We start from the raw sequence: 17321 nt of genomic DNA, 5'->3' as shown, positions 1-17321 counted from the left end.
CGCCTGCTTAGCGGTTTGAATACATTGACTCGTAATATTTCTCGTATTCACCACTTGTGATGTTATCCATCCAAGCCTCATTCTCGAGATACCACTTCACTGTCTTCTCGATGCCTTCCTCAAACTGCAGTGAAGGTTCCCAGCCGAGTTCCTTCTGGAGCTTTGTGGAGTCTATGGCATAGCGTGCGTCATGGCCAAGGCGGTCGGTGACATAGGTGATAAGGTCAAGGTCGGCGCCCTCAGGTCTGCCGAGCAGACGGTCGACGGTCTTGATGACGGTCTTGATGATGTCGATGTTCTTCCACTCGTTGAAACCGCCGATGTTATAGGTCTCGGCTATCTTTCCGTTATGGAAAATCACATCGATAGCACGTGCATGGTCGACGACATACAGCCAGTCGCGCACGTTCTCGCCCTTGCCGTAGACAGGAAGCGGCTTGCGGTGGCAGATGTTGTTGATGAAGAGAGGGATGAGCTTCTCAGGGAACTGGTAAGGGCCATAGTTGTTTGAGCAGTTTGTGACTATCGTCGGCATGCCGTAGGTGTCATGGAATGCGCGCACAAAGTGGTCGGAACTGGCCTTGGAAGCCGAGTATGGGGAGTGCGGATTGTACTTTGTCGTCTCGTAGAAGAAATCCTTTCCGTAGGCGAGGTGGTGCTCGGAGGATGACGCGGTGGTGGTGAACGGCGGCTCGATGCCTTCCGGATTGGTCATCTCAAGTGCACCGTAGACCTCATCGGTGGAGATATGGTAGAAGCGCTTGCCCTCGTATTTCTCAGGCAGTGACTCCCAATAGAGCTTTGCAGCCTGGAGAAGCGAGAGCGTTCCCATGACGTTGGTGCGTGCGAAAGTGAACGGATCCTTTATCGAACGGTCGACATGGCTTTCGGCGGCAAGGTGGATGATGCCGTCAACCTGCTCGTCCTGCATCAGCTTGTAGAACGCATCGAAGTCGCAGATGTCCATCCTTACGAACTTGTAGTTCGGCTTGTCCTCGATATCCTTGAGGTTGGCGAGGTTGCCGGCATAAGTGAGTTTGTCAAGATTAATAATCTTGTACTCAGGATACTTGTTAACAAAGAGGCGGACAACATGGGAGCCGATGAAGCCGGCACCGCCGGTGATTACGATAGATTTCATTGTATTTGGTTTTTAGGGGATATATTTTAAAATTGCCTTGGAGTGTTTTGTCTAAGTTTTATGTAATATCAACTGTCCATAGACGAATAACGCGGAGTATTCGCAGACCATGGCGCAACCTGCTTTGGAGCCTCTGCGGCATTGCGGTTGGCATGCTTTGAAAGTTCCTTCTCTATGCGCTCACTCTCAGGAAGTTCTGCCACAGGAGTGTTCATCGGGTCAGCAGCCATGCGCTTGAAACGCCGCATATAGACTGCCATCATACCGATTGCCACGACAACCGCCAAAGCGTCGCTTGCAGGAAGCGCAGCCCATACACCGTCGATGCCATAGAACTCCGGCAGGATGACTATCAGCGGTATGAGGAAAAGCATCTGCCGTGACAGTGAAAGGAAGGTGCTTATCTTCGCCTTTCCTATCGAGAGGAAGAAGTTGGTTATCACTATCTGGCAACCGATGATAGGGAACAGCAGCATATTTATGCGCAGTCCGTGTGTCGCCGCCTCTATAAGTTCGAAATCGGTGGTGAAGAGACGGATGATGGTCCGTGGGAAAAACTCACCTATGCACCAACCGACAATCATCACAACCGTAGCGCTTGCCATGGCGTAGTTGAGGGCTTGCAGCATACGCCCGTACTGTTTCGCACCGAAATTATAACCGACGATAGGCTGCATTCCCTGGTTTATGCCGATGCAAATCATCACAAACATGAACGAGATTCTGTTGCCGATGCCGTAAGCACCGACAGCCATGTCACCGCCATAGGCAACAAGGGCATTGTTGATGAATATGATCACAAGGCACGCACAGGCATTCATAAGGAACGGAGATACACCGATGCCGATGATGCGCCTTACAAGTTCGCCCTTCAGACGGTAGATGCCACGGTGGAGATGCAGCAGCTCGTCCTTGTTGGAAAGCAACTTGAACTGCCAGCAGAGTGCGCATAGCTGCGCGAGGATTGTCGCCAACGCTGCGCCGCGGATGCCCATGTCGAAAGTGTAGATGAACAGCGGGTCAAGGATAGTGTTGAGAATCACGGTGAAAATCGTGGCATACATTGCCATCTTCGGCTTTGAAGCGGCACGCAGCACGGCATTCATGCCGAAATAAAGATGTGTGACGATGTTGCCAACCAGCAGCACCTCCATGTACTCACGTGCATAAGGCAGTGTCTGGTCTGACGCTCCGAAAAACCTTAGTATCGGTGAAAGGAACACAAGACAGGCTACGGCAAAGGTGATGCCGGTGATGCAGTTCAGTGTGACATTGTTTCCGAGGATATTCTTCGCACCGTCATAATTCTTCTGCCCGAGGAACACACTGATGAGTGTCGATGAGCCAATGCCTATCGCCGCGCCGAAAGCTCCGGAGAGGTTCATGAAAGGGAATGTTATGGCAAGTCCAGCAATAGCCATCGGACCGACACCGCGTCCGATGAAGATGGAGTCCACCATGTTGTACAGAGAACTTGCCACCATAGCCACAATGGCAGGTACGGCATACTGCATGAGCAGTTTGCCGACAGGCTTCGTGCCAAGTTCCAATGTTGCTTGTTTCTGTTGCATGTTACTGAAAATTTGGTGCAAAATTACAAAAAATCTCTGTCATTACATCATAAAAAAGGAAAAACAGTTGTATTCTGAACAGAAAGCAATGAAATTCCTGCTTCCTGAATACGGACAAGGCTTTTTCCGCCGCGGCAATCATCCCATGATGACCTTGCCGGAGGCGGGGTCGTACATCTTCAGCCACTCCTCTTTGGTGCGCTTCCAGCGGTTGTGGCTCCACAGCCAGAGGGAAGGGGCTTTGATGATGGTCTGCTCCAGCATGCGTGTGTAGCGTTCCGTGATGGCAAATTCCGGCTCTTGCTTCGGACGGTCAGTGATGAGGACGAACTCCGCCTCATAGCAGCCGCGCTTCACTTGGCGCACATCGAGGTAGTAGACATCCATGTCGAGCTTCTTCATTAGCTTCTCCGCACCGGTGAAGATAGGGGTCTCGGGGTGGTTGAGAAACGGTGTCCAATAGTGTATGTTGTTCCAGAAAGGCGCTTGGTCGGCAATGAATCCCACGAGGATTGGCTTGCCTTGCTGCTTAAGTTTTACCATTGCGCGCACCGATTCGTTGACGGAGATGTTCACTGCTCCGAAGCGTTGGCGCGTGTAGGCTATGAGTCGGTCGAACACAGGGTTCTCCAATGGGTGGTAGAGTTGTGCCGCCGTGCATGTGCCTTCTGTCCAAAGACTGAACGAGGAAATCCACTCCCAGTTGGCGTAATGTCCGAGATAGATGCCGATGTTCTTGCCGTTCCGCGCGGATTCCCTGACACGCTCCACGTTGATGAAGCGCATACGACGCATGATTTCCTCTTCGGACATGGCGAAATACATCACCGACTCCGCGAGGATGTCACAGAAATGGAGGTAGAACCGGCGTTCCAAGAGCCACAGTTCCTTGTCGGACTTCCCGGGAAAGGAGTCTTTCATCTGTCGGTGGACGAGTTTCCTGCGGTAGCGGATGACATGGAACAGCAGCGCCGAGAGCCACAAGGAGTTGAAATAATGGACGCATGCCGGCAGCTTGGAGACAGCGTACCAGCAGCAGAACATTATGCGGTAGAGGACTTTTTCTTTCATAGTTCGGAGGTTTTCTTGTACAGGTTCTGCAACAGTGCCTTGGCTTTCCGCTCCCTTTGCGTGTCATTGCCAACGACGCATCGCTCGCCATCGAGGTCGAAGGTGGTGCGTCCGGTGGAGTCGACGAAGGTTATGCCGCTGTTGTAGACATGGAAAGCGTTGGGATAAGTGTATGTCGCGCTTGTCACATCGCGTGAGAAAAGGAACTTGTCGTGCTTTATTCCCATTTGTCCGAGCAACGTTGCGGGGAGGTCAGCCTGGTTCATGAGTCTGTCAATCTTCATCTTGCGTGCCACAGCTCCTCCCGTCCATATCATCGGGATGTGGGTGACGCTGTGGTCATGCAGGGTGGCATTCTGACCGTAAGGTACGCCGTGGTCGGAGGTTATGATGACAAGCAGATTGTCCCACATAGGGCTTTTACGCAGTTTCGCCATGAGTTTGCCGAGGCAGCGGTCAGTGTAGTTGAAGGCATTGAGCACATCGTCGTCCATCGTCCGTGACGGCACTGTCCACGGCTCATGGCTGCTGAGGGTCATGATGGTGTGGAAGAATCGTTTGTCCGGATGCTTCCGGTAGTCTGCGCCAATGCTTTCGAACGCCTTGTCGAACAGTGTTCCGTCGTAGACACCCCAGTCCGTGGCGATGTCCTTGCGAGGAAAATCCTTGTCGGAGACGGTGGTTTGGAAGCCTGCCTGGTGCATATAGCCGCCGGTGCTTGCGAAAGAGATGTCGCCACCGTACCAGAATGTCGTCCTGTAGCCATTCTCCAGCAGTGTGCGCGGCAATGCCGGCATGTGCTCACATTTCTCGGGAATCTTCATGAGTGACGTCTTCGGGATGGCGGGCCATCCTGCGAGGAGCGACAGTTGTCCGCGGTCGGTGCGGAAACTGTTGGCGTGGCAGGCAGTGAAGTCCACCCCTTCGCCTGCCAAGGCCTGAAGATGCGGCATGGCGTTCATGTCGCGTGCAATATGCCAGTCTGCTCCTTCCCATATCACAAGGAGGATGTTCGGACGCCGGTTGGTGAGGAGTGTGTCCACGGTTATTGTCTCTGTGTTGTAGATTCCCTTGATGATCTCCTTGCATTCCTCCTCCGGAAAGTACTGCGCCTGTGACCCGAAATCCTCGAGTTTGCCTATGGAATAGAGCATGTTGAACACCGGATTGACAGCCGCATGGTTAAGATACTGGTTGTCGGAGTAGTAAGCCTCGGAGACATTGTTGGTGCCTTTGCCCACTCCTCCCCTTATCATAAGCACGAGAAGGGCACAGACAGCGAGATAAAACGCTGCGTTGAGGAGGTTGCGGGTTAACGGTTTTGTGGTTGAGATGGTGGATTGCTGGTTCTTTTTTCCTATTGCAAAGAACAGCAAACGTCCTGAGAACCATGCCCATACAGCAATGAGAAGTACCTGACGGACGATGAATCCTGCCGAGACACTTGCCATTGCGTCCTTCGGTTTGTCGGTGTAGAGGAACACTGAGGTGTCGAGCTTGAAATGCCAGAAAGGATAAAGGGCGGCATCAACGACAATGATAATGGCGCAAAGGGTCACCACCACCGCATAATATAGCCTCAGGAAACGGCGCAGCCCCTCCTCTTTCCTCTCGCAGGACGGAGGGAGGAATGCCGTGACGACTATTGCCAGGAAAGGCAGGATGAGGGTGTATGCAGTGACGGCACTGTCGAGTTTCAGTCCATGAAGCACCACTTCAAGGCTGTCAGTAAGAGAGTTTCCTTCCTGCCATGTGAGAAACAGGAAGAAAAGTTTCTGCACCATGAAGACAAGCATCATGGCAAGGAAGAGCCTTACCAATAGGATTATGCCGGAATTTCCTGTTGTGTGTTTCATTTTATGACAAGTTTGTCGTTCACCATTCGTTGCATATAGGTCTGTATGACAGCCTTCAGTTGCCGCTCATAAGCCATGATTTTCTCACGCTCGGATGTCGGAAGAGCGAGTTGTCCGTCGGCTTTCAGGAGGTTATGGCGCAGGAGCCAGTCGGTGCGGAAGTTATATACAGCGTGCATGTTGTTGCCGTCGAATTGCAGGAGATAGTCGCCTTTGACAAACTGATACAGCCCGCTGCCGGTGTGGTTGACAGCCCATGTCTCCTCGGAAGGGGTGTTCAGGAGGTCGACGCCCCACGCAATGTAAGGTTCGGGATAGCGAAGCCACCCGAGGATGGTGGGCAGGATGTCCGTCTGCTGTGCTATGCAGTGCATTCGTCCGCGAGGCATCTCGCCGGAAGGGTCGAAGAAAAGCAGTGGCGCACCGAACAGTCCGAGGTCCGTACGGTACTCGGGATGGTCGGCGATGTTGGTGTGATCGCTGGTGAAGACAAAGATTGTGTTCTTGTACCACGGCTGTTTCCGCGCTGTCTCAAAGAACTTCCGCAGCGCCATGTCCGTATAGCGAATGCACTTATGGATAGGGTTTGTGCCCTCTTCCTTATAAATATCCTTGTACTTCTCCGGCACAACATACGGGTGATGACTGGAGGCGGTGAAGACAGAGGTGACGAAAGGCTCGCGGAACTCCGTCATCTTCATGGCGTAGAACTGCAGGAACGGCTCGTCCCAGATGGCCCATGTGCCGTCGTACTCCCGTTCTCCGCCGAAGCGAGGGTCACGGTCGAACTCCGTCCTGCCGTAGTAATCCTTGTAGCCTGTAGACTTTGCGAACGCCTCAAAGCCCATGCTGCCGTTCTCCGCGCCATGGAAAAAGGCTGAGTAATAGCCCTTTTTGCCCAGTTCGCCGGCTATTCCGCTTACATCGTTCATTGATGCCGGGGTAAGGAAAAACGGCTCTATGAAACGCGGAATGCCTGAAAGTATGGACGGCATACCGTCGATTGACTGTCTGCCGTTGGCGAAAGTGTAGTCGAAACTCAGGCTTTCCGCATACAAAGAGTCAACAAACGGCGCATAGCCTTTGTACTTTCCGCCGTCAAGGTGCTCATTGTACGCTCCGATATATTCCCTGCCGAAGCTCTCTACGATAAGCACCACGACATTCTTCCGCCACATTTCGCCCTTCACAGGCTCATGGACGGGTGAATAGATTGTAGCGAGTTCCTCATCGGAGAAGTACTCCGGGTCATGGAAGACGTCCTTGCCAATGGTGCGAATCATGGAGAACGGGGTGTTGAGAATGAGCACAGCCTCAGCCGGACGGCGGACATATTGGTTGGCGTTGCTGACGGTTATCGGGCGAACGGCTGTCGTCCACCCTCCTCGCATACCGGCTATGCAGAAAGGAACAAAGACGAGGAGAGTAAGGGCTCGTGAGGAAATCTCCGCCCAACGTGGGAGAAGAGAATGCTTTCCTACAGCCATTATGCGGCGTGACAGCCGCCATACGGCATAGAAAACAAGGAAAGCAAGGAGGAAAAGGTACCAATGGCGCAGGGTCTCCGCACCGAGAATCTGCAGCAGATTGCTCTCGTTGGAGAATTCGCCGAATACGGACATGGTGGTCCTTTTGCCCGTATATTGGAAATAAACCGCGTCGCCGAGGTTCATTGCGAGTGTCAAACCGGTGATCAGGGTGTAGACAACGCTGACAGTCTTGTCCCATTTCCGGGGAAGGAGGACTATCAGGAGGACGACAAGGGCGTTGGTGTACATTATCGCCGATGTGTCGAACATCAGGCAGCCTTGCAACAGTCTGCCGATGGAATTATGGGAGAACACGTCCGTAAAGACATCCTTATTCTCCAGGAAATAAGCCACACGGGCAATGAAAAACACAGCGTAAGAGAGCATAAGGTGCAGGAATACCCGCACCGCACATGATAACAGACTCATAGCTTTGTGGTTGCTCGTCATACGCTGTGTTTGGATTATGGGATTTGGTCAGTATTGACATAATTGTCAGGGATGTCAATATTGACAATGGTGTCAGTATTGTCAGTACTGTCAATGGCGACAATACTGACAAAAACAATTATTTCTTCCTGCGCGCAGCAGGCTTTTTCGCCGTTTTCTTGGCTGTCACGGCAGGAGCCGGCTTCTCTTCCTTAGGCTCTTCTTTTGCCTTTACCTCCACGACTTCCACCTTGAAGACGAGAGTCGAGAAAGCGGGAATCTTGCCGCTCGGGCGGCTGCCGTAGCCGAGATTCTCAGGGATATACAGCTCCCACACAGAGCCTTGCGGCATCATGCAGAGTGCCTCCGTCCAACCCGGGATGACCTGTGTCGGCTTGAAGGATGTGGTCTGCGGATCGCGCTCATAGCTTGAGTCGAAGACTGTGCCGTCAATCAGCTTGCCCTCATACTTCACGACGACCTCGTCATCCTTCTTTGCAACAGGTCCGTTGCCCTCGGTGAGCACCTTGTACTGAAGGCCTGAAGGGAGCACCTTGACACCCTCCTTCTTGGCATTCTCGGCGAGCCAGTTCTTGCCGGCAGCCTTTGCAGCCTCCTCCTTGGCTTCCTTTATGGCGTTCATGGCAGCCTCGAAGTATTTTGTGGACTCTTCCATGGAGAGCACACTGTTGTCATTCTCCACGGCATCGGTGAATGCGCGCTTGAAGAGAGCTTCGTCGAGAGCAGCATCCGAGCCTTCCATCTGAGTCTTGATGTTAGGGAGCATGCGCTCCTTCACCATCTGTGCAATCTGCTTTCCGGCAGCCTCAGCCTTCATCTGCGGTGTCTCCACCTCGTTGAGCCCTTTCTCTATGCCTTTGACGAAGTCGGCCATATAGGCGGTGTCCACCTTGAGTTGTCCTACGACATAGTCCATCATGCCCATTGTCAGGCTCTTGCCTGCGGCATAGCTGATGGAGTCCGCTTTGGTCTGCAGGGAAACAATGGACTTCTGTATGACAGCGGCAGAGACGGTCTTCTTGTTCTTCTTGTCCTTTTTGGCTACAGCCTCAGAACAAGCGGCGCCCGCTACCATAGCGAGCGCCAGCATTGTTATTGTCTTTTTCATTGTTTAATCGTTGGGCGAATCATTCGGATCAATCGGATTATTCGAGTCATTCGAATGAGTCGAGTGAGTCGGTTGAATCGCTTCCTCCTGAAACTTTACTTCTTTATCTCAAGAAGCTCAATCTTGAAGATGAGGGTTGAGAAAGGCTTGATGGTACCTGCCTGGCGTGAGCCGTAAGCGAGGTCCTGTGGGATATACACTTCCCATGTAGAGCCTACAGGCATCTTTGTGAGCACCTCTGTCCAGCCCTTGATGACCTGGTTGGCACGGAGAGTGGTAGGGTTGCCTGACTTGTAGGTAGAGTCGAACACTGTTCCGTCGAGGAGTTTGCCCTCATAGTTGACAACAACGGCAGAAGTGTCGGCAGGAACAGCTCCTGTTCCCTCCTTCAGAATCTTGTACTGAACGCCTGAAGGGAGAGTGACAACGCCCTGGGCTGTCTTGTTCTTAGCAAGGAAATCCTCACCCTGCTTCTTGTACTCACCAAACTGCTCCTCGAGGTTCTTGGCACGAATCACCTCCATCTTAGCCTGTGCTGTCATTCCGGCCTGCTCCTGTGTCATCAGACCGTTCTTGCCTGTGTAACCGTTGATGAAGCCGGCCATGAAGTTCTTGAGGGAGATGGTCTTTGTGGAGTCCTCACCGAAGATTTCATGGTTGATGCCCTTAATCATCTGGTTGGAAATCTGCTGACCGATTTGTATGCCGGCATAGTATGCTGCCTTCTTCTTGTCGTCACCGGCAGACACGCCTTCGTTAAGACCCTTTATGAATTCGTCCACACATGTGGAGTCAACGCCCATGCGCTCCACGAGATACTGTGAGAGACCGTTGGACTGTGCCATACCGATAGCGTAAGAGAGTGTGTCGAGGTCGTCGTTAAGGTCCGCCTTCGGAGTGGAGTTTCCGCAGCTTGAGAAACCAAGTGCTGCAGCGGCTGCAAGAGCCAGGAATGTAATTTTCTTCATTTTATCTTTTTGTTGTTTTTGTTTTCTTTTGTCATGTTGTATCATGATGCATCATGTTTTATCATGTTGCAGCTCATGTTGAATCATGAGGCAACATGTTACATCATGATGCGTTTGCTTTACTGCACCTCGATAAGCTCAACGTCGAAGATGAGAGTTGAGAACGGAGGGATTGACGCTCCCGCTCCGTGCTCGCCGTAACCAAGGTTGTAAGGGATATAGAGACGGTACTTTGAACCCTCAGACATGAGCTGTAGGCCTTCTGTCCAGCCGGCGATGACACCGTTGAGCGGGAATGAGATAGGCTCTCCGCGCTGTATGCTTGAGTCAAAGACAGTGCCGTCGGTGAGGAAGCCCTCGTAGTGCACCTTCACTGTGTCAGTGGCCTTTGGCTGCTTGCCGCTGCCCTGCACAAGCACCTCATACTGAAGTCCTGAAGGAGTCTCGATGACCTTCGGATTCTTGCGGTTTTCGGCAAGATACTTCTCTCCTGCCTCCTTCGCGCCCTTTCCAGCCTCGCGGCGGCGCTCCATCTCGCGCTCCTCCTGCTTCTGGAAGAACTCGCTGACGAGTTTCTGCGCTTCCTGCTGTTCCACTTTTGATTCGTTTCCTTCAAGCATGTCCTTCACAGCCTCCATGAAGTCTGCGAGGTTGAGGTCCTTTGCTCCGAGCTGTGCAAGCTGTGTGCCGATGCCAAGTCCGAGAGCGTAACTTAATTTGTCCATTGTCTTTATTTACAGTTTATTGATTTTACGATAGTTTGTCCTCACAGCTGTCCGTGGGCTGTCATAAGGCTTACATTCTACAAAATTACAAAATAATCCATTACCTGTGGTCTAAGGCATTTAACCTTTAACCATTTTTAGAATTTGCTGTCCACCTTTTCTTTGTCGTACTGTAGTCCCATTTCGGCGGCGCGCTGTGCGTTGCGCAGGCGGATGGTCTTTTTCTTCTCGCCTTTCTGCTTCTTCATCTCGCCCGGTTTCTGTTGGTGGAACGGGATATTGCCGATGGCGAAGGTTGTGGTAAGATCCCATTTTGCCTTGCATTCAATGGGTTTCGGGTTGTAGTAGACCTCCTCCGGCTGCAGGTCGAGGGAGTAGTCACCGGTGTCCCATTTGCCATTACTGTTGCGGTCAAGGATGCACCGCATGTAGTATGTCCCCGGCGTGAGGTAGTAGAACTCCGCCGTGTTGTCCTTGGCAACGGCTTCCGCCAGTTGTTTTCCTGCGCGGTCGAGGATTTGCACGATAACCTGTCCGGTGCTGTCCCTAACCCCTTCGACATTTACAAAGAGCGTTGCGAAGTCCTCTTCGGAGGCAATCTTGATGCTGTATCTCTTCGGGTCGGAGACTCTTCCATAGATGTCGCGGAAGGCTATGGAGTCTATTTCGAGGAGATAGTCCGTGTCCGGCTGCCATTCCCCTCTGATGCCGTAGGTTCGCGGAGGAAGCCCTTCGGAGTACATCTCCCACGGCACGTCGGTCTTTACAGAGTCGACGAGTGTCGTAAGGTGGATTTTCTCGCGGAAGATGGTGTCAAGCGGCGTTGGAAACTCAATGGTCAGGCTCTTGTCGGGAGCCATTTGGGAGCCTCCGCCGGCGAATTTCGGTTCCAGGGCAACGATGCGCGGATCGCGTTCCTTGAACTCTCTTTCCTTCTTCTCAGCCTTTTCCTTTGCCTTTTCCCATTTCTCCACGTCCTCGTTGAGGAACTTCATGCGTTTTTCATAAGGCACTTTGGCAAGGAATTCAATGGTGTCGGTCTGTGAGACAAGAGTGCCGAGACTGTCTGTCATCATGTATTCGAGGGCGATGCGCAGTGTGTCTTGATTGACAAGGGCAGTGTCGCGCAGCCAATAGGTTATTGTGTCGCGTCGTTCCGTTGTCTCGATGATGTAGGCATCCTTGTCGTTGAAGTTCAGTGCCGTGAGCTTTGGCAGCGTGTCGGTCGGCGTGCTGAAGAAGAGAGTGAAGCGGTCGGGCTCCTTTCGCTCCGTCTTGATGAGGTAGCGTTGTGTCGGTTCCTGTGTGAAAGAGCGCAGGCAGATGTCGTCAGGGAGATAGCGCAGGTAAGGCACGCGCTTGATGTCGGCGATATGCAGGCTGTCCTTCCAGATTGTGTCCTGCCGTATGTCGTCCTTTGTAGAAGGTACGATTATGTCGTGGCTGAACGCCAACGGTTCGCCGCGCTGTGAGAGTTTGAAGTCACTGTCGCTGTCGCCGAGGGAGTAGATGCGGTACTTTCCCGGTGCCACGCCACGGATTACGAAATGCCCGTAGGAGTCTGTGCGTCCCGTGCGGAGCATGGGTTCGGTGGTGAAAGCGGAGTCTGCGAGGTTGGCATAGAGGCCCACAAGCTGCCCTTTGACCGGTTCGAGGTCCTCGGCGTTCACGACATAGCCGCTTACGGCAAGGGTGTCTATATGGTCGCCTGTGGAGAAGACATAGGTGTAGTTGCCCATCGGATTGTTCTCGTTGTTGTCCTTTATGGCATCGGAGAAGTCGATGGTGTAGGTGGTGTTTGCCTTCAGGGAGTCGCGGAAGGTGATACGTATGGACTTTCCCATGGTCTTTATGTCCGGCTGCTCTATCTGCGGAGGGCAGAAGACAAGGTTCTCGGCAGCGTTTTCCAACTGAACGAACTCATTGAAATACAAGGTTATGCGTTTCTGTGTGACACCTGTGGCGCGCTCTTGTGGCATGGTAGCCACCACGCGTGGCGGCACTTCGTCGTACCATCCGCCGTCAGGAGAGCCCATGCGGGCGCAGCTGTGGAGGAGGATTGCCGCTGCCGTGGCAAGGAGGATTATGGAAAGTCGGTGTAGCATTTGGGTGGAATTGGGAGTGGTTGGAGGTGGGTTGGAGGTTGTTGTAACATGATGAATCATGAGAAAACATGATGCAACATGGCATCATGATTAAACATGTTGCTTCATGATTCATCATGTTGCAACAGAAAGCCTCCCTTAATTCAATTTCAGGAGCTGCTCGATATGCTCGCGTGTGTTGCTCAGTCGCGGCACCTTATGCTGTCCGCCGAGTTTGCCGCGGCGCTTGAGCCACGAGTGGAAGAGTCCCGGACGCGCCTTGATTATCTCAAGAGGCTGCAGGGTGATGTCCTTAAACCGCTTCGCCTCGTAGTCGGAGTTTATCTCCTGGAGCTTGTCATCGAGAATCCGTGCGAAACGGCCGAGGTCCTCAGGCTCACGCGCAAACTCTATGAGCCATTGGTGGCGGCACTTGCCGTCGTCGCCCATAAAGACCGGAGCTGCGGTGTATTCCAATACTTCCGCACCCGTTTCGAGGCAGGCATGTGCCAGTCCCTGCTCGGCATTGTCGACGATGAGTTCCTCACCGAAGGCGTTGATGAAGTGCTTCGTGCGCCCGGAGATGATGAATTTGTAAGGGTTGGTGCTCGTGAACTGCACGGTGTCGCCGATGACATAACGCCACAGGCCACAGCTTGTGGAGATTACCATGGCATAGTTCTTGCCCACTTCCACGCCCCATAACGGCACAACGGTAGGCATTTCAGGCTTCGCGCTCATAGGAGCGGCAAGGTAAGCGTTGAGCTTGTCAAGCTCTGACATAGGCACAAACTCATAGAATACATCGTAGTCAAGCATGAGGAGCATGGACTTGTCGTTCGGGTCGCTCTGTATTCCGAAGAATCCTTCCGATGCGTTGTAAGTCTCCTCGTAGTGCATGTCCGACTTTGTAATAAGCTGTTCGTACTGCTTGCGGTAAGGAGTGAAGGCTATTCCGCCATGGAAGAACACTTCAAGGTTGGGCCATACCTCTTCAAGATGCTGCTTGCCTGAGAGTTCCATGACACGGATAAGCACCGAGAGCATCCATGAAGGCACACCGGAGATGTTGGTGACGTTCTTGTTGAGCGTCTCCATGGCTATCCTTTCACGCTTCACCTCAAAGTCGGAGAGCAATGCTGTCTGCTTCTTCGGCACACGAACCATGTTCGCCAACGGGTTGATGTTCTCGATAAGGATGGCAGAAAGGTCACCCACGAGAGAGTCCTCGACATTGTAGTTTGCCTGATGTGAGCCACCGAGAATCAGCGCGCGTCCGTCAAAGATGCGCGAATTGGGATTGTTCATGAGGTAGAGGGCCACGGAGTCCCTTCCTCCGGCATAGTGCATCCGCTGCAGTCCCTCTTTGGAGACAGGGATGAACTTCGACTTGTCGTTCGTCGTTCCCGAGGATTTGGCGTACCATCTGACTTTTCCCCGCCAGAGGATATCTTCCTCGCCGCGGCGCATGCGGTCGATGTCCTGCTTCAGGGACTCATAGTCGTTAAGCGGAAGGTCCTGTGCGAAGGTCTCATACTTATGGATTGAGGAGAACGCATAGCGTCTTCCAATCTCCGTATCATCAGCACGACAAAGCAGACTCTCCAGCACTTTCTGCTGAAGGTCTGCCCCGTGGTTGATATGTTTCTGCAGTTCATTCTGCCTTCTTGCGAAGTAGAGTTTCTGTGCAATGCTTGTTATGCTCATTTTCTATGTGTTTAGCGGCAGGCGGCAGTCACCATGAGTGCCGCCGTTAACCGCCGTTCAGAGGCACACTCCCCATTCCTTGGCGGAAAAGGGGGCGTGCCTCTGCCGGTAAAAATACTTTATTTATATAATATATGTATAGAGATTCTCTCCATATATATCACACAAGCCTGTGTTGTCGGCTGCCGGCGATTATTCCGGGCGCATCACAACAGTGAGCTTATTGCCTGCCACAAGGACATTGTTCTTGAGGAAAGCGGAAATCTTCTCAGGTGTGACAGCCTCGACAACCTTCTTGTAGTCGGTAATCTCATCAACACCGAACTTGGTGTAACCGTCAATCACTCCTGCCCAGTAGCCGTTCTTCTTGGCGTTGACGTCAGCGTCCTTGAGCATGTTAGCCTTCACTTTGGCAACAATCTCTGCGTCTGCGCTCTGTGCGAGCTTCTCGATGTCCTTGTTGATAAGGTCGAGCGCGAGGTCAACCTGCTCAGGCTTAGAGATAGGAGCATAAACCTGCATAATCACCTCAGAACCGAACTTGTAGCCGGAAAGTGAGAGGTAAGCACCGCAAGAGTAAGCAGCGCCTGCGTCCTCACGCACATCCTTAAGGAGCATCTGTGACAGAACCTCACCGACATAGGATGAAAGGACACTGTTCTCAAGAGTGTAGTCAACCGGAGCGTGGAGCATCTGCATGATAGAAGGCTGCGGAGTCTCCATCTTACGCTTGAAATCCTTCACGACATTGCCCTTGAACAGGGTGCGCACGTCTGTCACCTTGGCAGCCTTTCCCTTACCCGGGAGTGACGCGATGTACTTGCAGATCAGCGGACGGATGGTTGCCTCGTCGAAGTTGCCTATGATAGTGAATGTGTAGCCGTTAGCATTTGAGAAACGTTCCTTGACGATTTCCAGACAGCGGTCAAGACTTACGTTAGGCAGGTCGGCCATTGTGAGCGGCGCAAAGCGAGGGTTGTTGCTGTAAAGACCGTTTGTCAGGGAGTCGGAGAGTGCTACCTGAGGCTTCAGGTCGCGATTCTTCAGACTTGTCTCAAGGCTCTGCATGAGTTTGTTGTAAGCCTTCTCGTCTTTCTGAGGGGCAGTGAAGTAGAGGTAAAGGAGCTGCATCATTGTCTCGATGTCCTTCGGTGTGGAGTGACCTGTCACACCGTTGTAGACAAGGTTGCCGAGATTGACATCCACATTTGCCTGCTTTCCTGCGAGAGCCTTCTCAAGCTCGTTGCTTGTGAAGTTGCCGAGTCCGAATGTTCCGGCCACATAATCAACGAGTTTCATGTTGCTGTAGTCGGCAGCGCCATAGAGGTTCTTGCCGCCGTCAGCCCATCCGCGGAGAAGGATTTCGTCGTTCTTGAAGTCAGTCTTCTTAAGGATAACCTTAGCACCGTTGGAGAGAGTGAGCTCAGTATAGCCCAGCACGTCGTTCTTCTTCTCAGACTTGATCTTGCCTGCCTTGAGCATCTTCTTCTCGTCAACGAGAGGCTCGTCCTTTGTGTTGTCCACCCAAGCCTCGACAGCCTGTGCGCGTCCCTCGGCAACCACAGCCTTCATGTCCTCGACAGTAAGGTACTTGGCACCTTCCTTCTCCTGGGCGAAGCAAGAGATGACAAGGTTCTTGTCCTCATTGATTGTGATGGATTCCTTCAGTCCCTGGTTGATTACTTCGAGAGGAATGTTCTGTGCGATAGCCTGCCAGAGCTGGTAGTCAGTCTCTGGGTCAGGCATTGCCGCGCCTTTGAGGTAGTTGTTCACACACTGCTGATAGAGTTCTGTGTGCTTGCGCTTGTCACGGTTGGAGTAAGCCTTCTCGCGCTGTGAGAGGAACTCCTCCTTTGCACGCACGAACTCACCGCCTGTGACACCGTGCTCCTTGATTCTCTTCAGCTCGCGAACTGCCGCAAGGAGAGCCTCACGTGCCTTGCCTTCCTTGGCAACGATGGTCACGTCGAACGCGTCCTTTGTCGTTGAGATGCAGTAACCGCCGTAAGACATTGAGAGCTGTACGAAAGGACAGTCAGGGTTCTGTGCTATCTCACGCATACGTGAGTTGAACATCATGCAAACGAGGTCGCTGAGATAAGAGTTCATGTACTCCATCTGAGTGTTCATCATCTCTTTTGGCAGCGCATCGCTCTTCATGGCTATGGACATGAGAGTGTACTGCATTTCCTTGTCCTTGTCGAAGATGTAGATGGCCTCCTCATTGTCAGGCACCGGAACAGGCTCGACATGAGCGGCATTGGCGTGAGCCTTGATGTGGCTGAAGAGTTCCTTTATCTTCTTCTCTGTATGGTCTACATCGATGTCACCGATTACGATGATTGCCTGGTTCTCAGGGTGATACCACTTCTCGTAGTATGCGCGGAGCACCTCAGGCTTGAAGTTGTCCACAACCTCCATAGTACCGATAGGTAGGCGGTAGCCATACTTACAGTTAGGGTACATGGCAGGGAGATTGTTCTCGAACAGGCGCTGCATGGCAGAGTTGCGCATAGCCCACTCGCCATGGATGACGCCACGCTCCTTGTCGATGTCCTCCGGGAGGAGTGAGAGGCCGTTTGACCAGTCCTGAAGGACGAGGAGACAGGAGTCAAGGGCTGTCTGGCGTGCTGTAGGCACATTATCTATATTATAGACAGTCTGCTCGATTGAGGTGTAAGCATTGAGGTCGGCACCGAACGCAACACCGAGTGTGCGCAGGTACTCTATCATCTCATTGCCCTTGAAGTGTGTGGAACCGTTGAACGCCATGTGCTCAAGGAAGTGGGCGAGACCGCGCTGGTCGTCGTTCTCCTGTATGGAACCGACACGCTGCGCAATATAGAAGTTCGCCACTTTCTCAGGATAAGCGTTATGGCGGACATAGTAAGTGAGACCGTTGTCGAGCTTACCTATGCGTGTGTTAGGGTCGGTCGGCAGTTTCGGCAGCGTCGGCATCTGTGCGAGGGTGTAGGAAACCACTGCGAACAGGACGACGATGATTGAAAGAAACTTTTTCATTTTGTTGTTTGTTGATTATAGAAAATTGAAGTTGTTTGTCAAGGTTGTTATCACGATTCATCATGGTTTATCATGAGACATCATGATTTA

Annotated in this window: 11 protein-coding genes; all 11 read right to left on the bottom strand. The window is 52.4% G+C overall.

Annotated features, from left to right (window positions below; genetic code table 11):
- Window positions 1-7: 7 nt before the first annotated feature.
- A complete protein-coding gene (locus HPS57_RS10945; RefSeq protein WP_172183046.1) occupies window positions 8-1141 on the bottom strand; it encodes a dTDP-glucose 4,6-dehydratase in 1134 nt (377 codons plus the stop codon).
- 68 nt (window positions 1142-1209) lie between these two features.
- The gene (locus HPS57_RS10940; RefSeq protein ID WP_172183044.1) at window positions 1210-2712 is read right to left on the bottom strand and encodes an MATE family efflux transporter; all 1503 of its coding nucleotides are present in this window, start codon (window positions 2710-2712) and stop codon (window positions 1210-1212) included.
- 138 nt (window positions 2713-2850) lie between these two features.
- Window positions 2851-3783, bottom strand: a complete 933-nt coding sequence (locus HPS57_RS10935; protein ID WP_172183042.1) for a lysophospholipid acyltransferase family protein — start codon at window positions 3781-3783, stop codon at window positions 2851-2853.
- A complete protein-coding gene (locus HPS57_RS10930; RefSeq protein ID WP_172183040.1) occupies window positions 3780-5639 on the bottom strand; it encodes an LTA synthase family protein in 1860 nt (619 codons plus the stop codon). The genes HPS57_RS10935 and HPS57_RS10930 overlap by 4 nt, the downstream gene beginning before the upstream one ends.
- Window positions 5636-7597 (bottom strand): LTA synthase family protein, encoded by a 1962-nt coding sequence (locus HPS57_RS10925; RefSeq protein WP_253946533.1) that lies wholly within the window; start codon window positions 7595-7597, stop codon window positions 5636-5638. The genes HPS57_RS10930 and HPS57_RS10925 overlap by 4 nt, the downstream gene beginning before the upstream one ends.
- A gap of 139 nt (window positions 7598-7736) precedes the next feature.
- Window positions 7737-8726, bottom strand: coding sequence for a BamJ family beta-barrel-assembly machinery protein (gene bamJ, locus HPS57_RS10920; protein WP_172183036.1), 990 nt, complete (start codon window positions 8724-8726; stop codon window positions 7737-7739).
- Window positions 8727-8821: 95 nt separating this feature from the next.
- Window positions 8822-9694 (bottom strand): BamJ family beta-barrel-assembly machinery protein, encoded by an 873-nt coding sequence (bamJ, locus tag HPS57_RS10915; RefSeq protein WP_172183034.1) that lies wholly within the window; start codon window positions 9692-9694, stop codon window positions 8822-8824.
- A gap of 119 nt (window positions 9695-9813) precedes the next feature.
- Window positions 9814-10419, bottom strand: a complete 606-nt coding sequence (gene bamJ, locus HPS57_RS10910; protein ID WP_172183032.1) for a BamJ family beta-barrel-assembly machinery protein — start codon at window positions 10417-10419, stop codon at window positions 9814-9816.
- A gap of 137 nt (window positions 10420-10556) precedes the next feature.
- Complete coding sequence (locus tag HPS57_RS10905) at window positions 10557-12524, bottom strand: Ig-like domain-containing protein (protein WP_253946532.1); 1968 nt, start codon at window positions 12522-12524, stop codon at window positions 10557-10559.
- 138 nt (window positions 12525-12662) lie between these two features.
- Window positions 12663-14210, bottom strand: a complete 1548-nt coding sequence (locus HPS57_RS10900) for a GH3 auxin-responsive promoter family protein (protein ID WP_172183030.1) — start codon at window positions 14208-14210, stop codon at window positions 12663-12665.
- 192 nt (window positions 14211-14402) lie between these two features.
- Complete coding sequence (locus HPS57_RS10895; protein WP_172183028.1) at window positions 14403-17231, bottom strand: M16 family metallopeptidase; 2829 nt, start codon at window positions 17229-17231, stop codon at window positions 14403-14405.
- Between the last annotated feature and the right edge of the window lie 90 nt (window positions 17232-17321).

The sequence above is a fragment of the Palleniella intestinalis genome (assembly GCF_013166595.1).
Lineage (GTDB): Bacteria > Bacteroidota > Bacteroidia > Bacteroidales > Bacteroidaceae > Prevotella > Prevotella intestinalis.
Note: the sequence above shows the minus strand (reverse complement) of the source record. Positions and strands in the feature narration are given on the sequence as shown.

Coding starts and splice junctions, on each gene's coding strand:
- HPS57_RS10945 (WP_172183046.1), bottom strand. CDS start 1,141: ATGAAATCTATCGTAATCACCGGCGGTGCCGGCTTCATCGGCTCCCAT.
- HPS57_RS10940 (WP_172183044.1), bottom strand. CDS start 2,712: ATGCAACAGAAACAAGCAACATTGGAACTTGGCACGAAGCCTGTCGGC.
- HPS57_RS10935 (WP_172183042.1), bottom strand. CDS start 3,783: ATGAAAGAAAAAGTCCTCTACCGCATAATGTTCTGCTGCTGGTACGCT.
- HPS57_RS10930 (WP_172183040.1), bottom strand. CDS start 5,639: ATGAAACACACAACAGGAAATTCCGGCATAATCCTATTGGTAAGGCTC.
- HPS57_RS10925 (WP_253946533.1), bottom strand. CDS start 7,597: ATGAGTCTGTTATCATGTGCGGTGCGGGTATTCCTGCACCTTATGCTC.
- bamJ (WP_172183036.1), bottom strand. CDS start 8,726: ATGAAAAAGACAATAACAATGCTGGCGCTCGCTATGGTAGCGGGCGCC.
- bamJ (WP_172183034.1), bottom strand. CDS start 9,694: ATGAAGAAAATTACATTCCTGGCTCTTGCAGCCGCTGCAGCACTTGGT.
- bamJ (WP_172183032.1), bottom strand. CDS start 10,419: ATGGACAAATTAAGTTACGCTCTCGGACTTGGCATCGGCACACAGCTT.
- HPS57_RS10905 (WP_253946532.1), bottom strand. CDS start 12,524: ATGCTACACCGACTTTCCATAATCCTCCTTGCCACGGCAGCGGCAATC.
- HPS57_RS10900 (WP_172183030.1), bottom strand. CDS start 14,210: ATGAGCATAACAAGCATTGCACAGAAACTCTACTTCGCAAGAAGGCAG.
- HPS57_RS10895 (WP_172183028.1), bottom strand. CDS start 17,231: ATGAAAAAGTTTCTTTCAATCATCGTCGTCCTGTTCGCAGTGGTTTCC.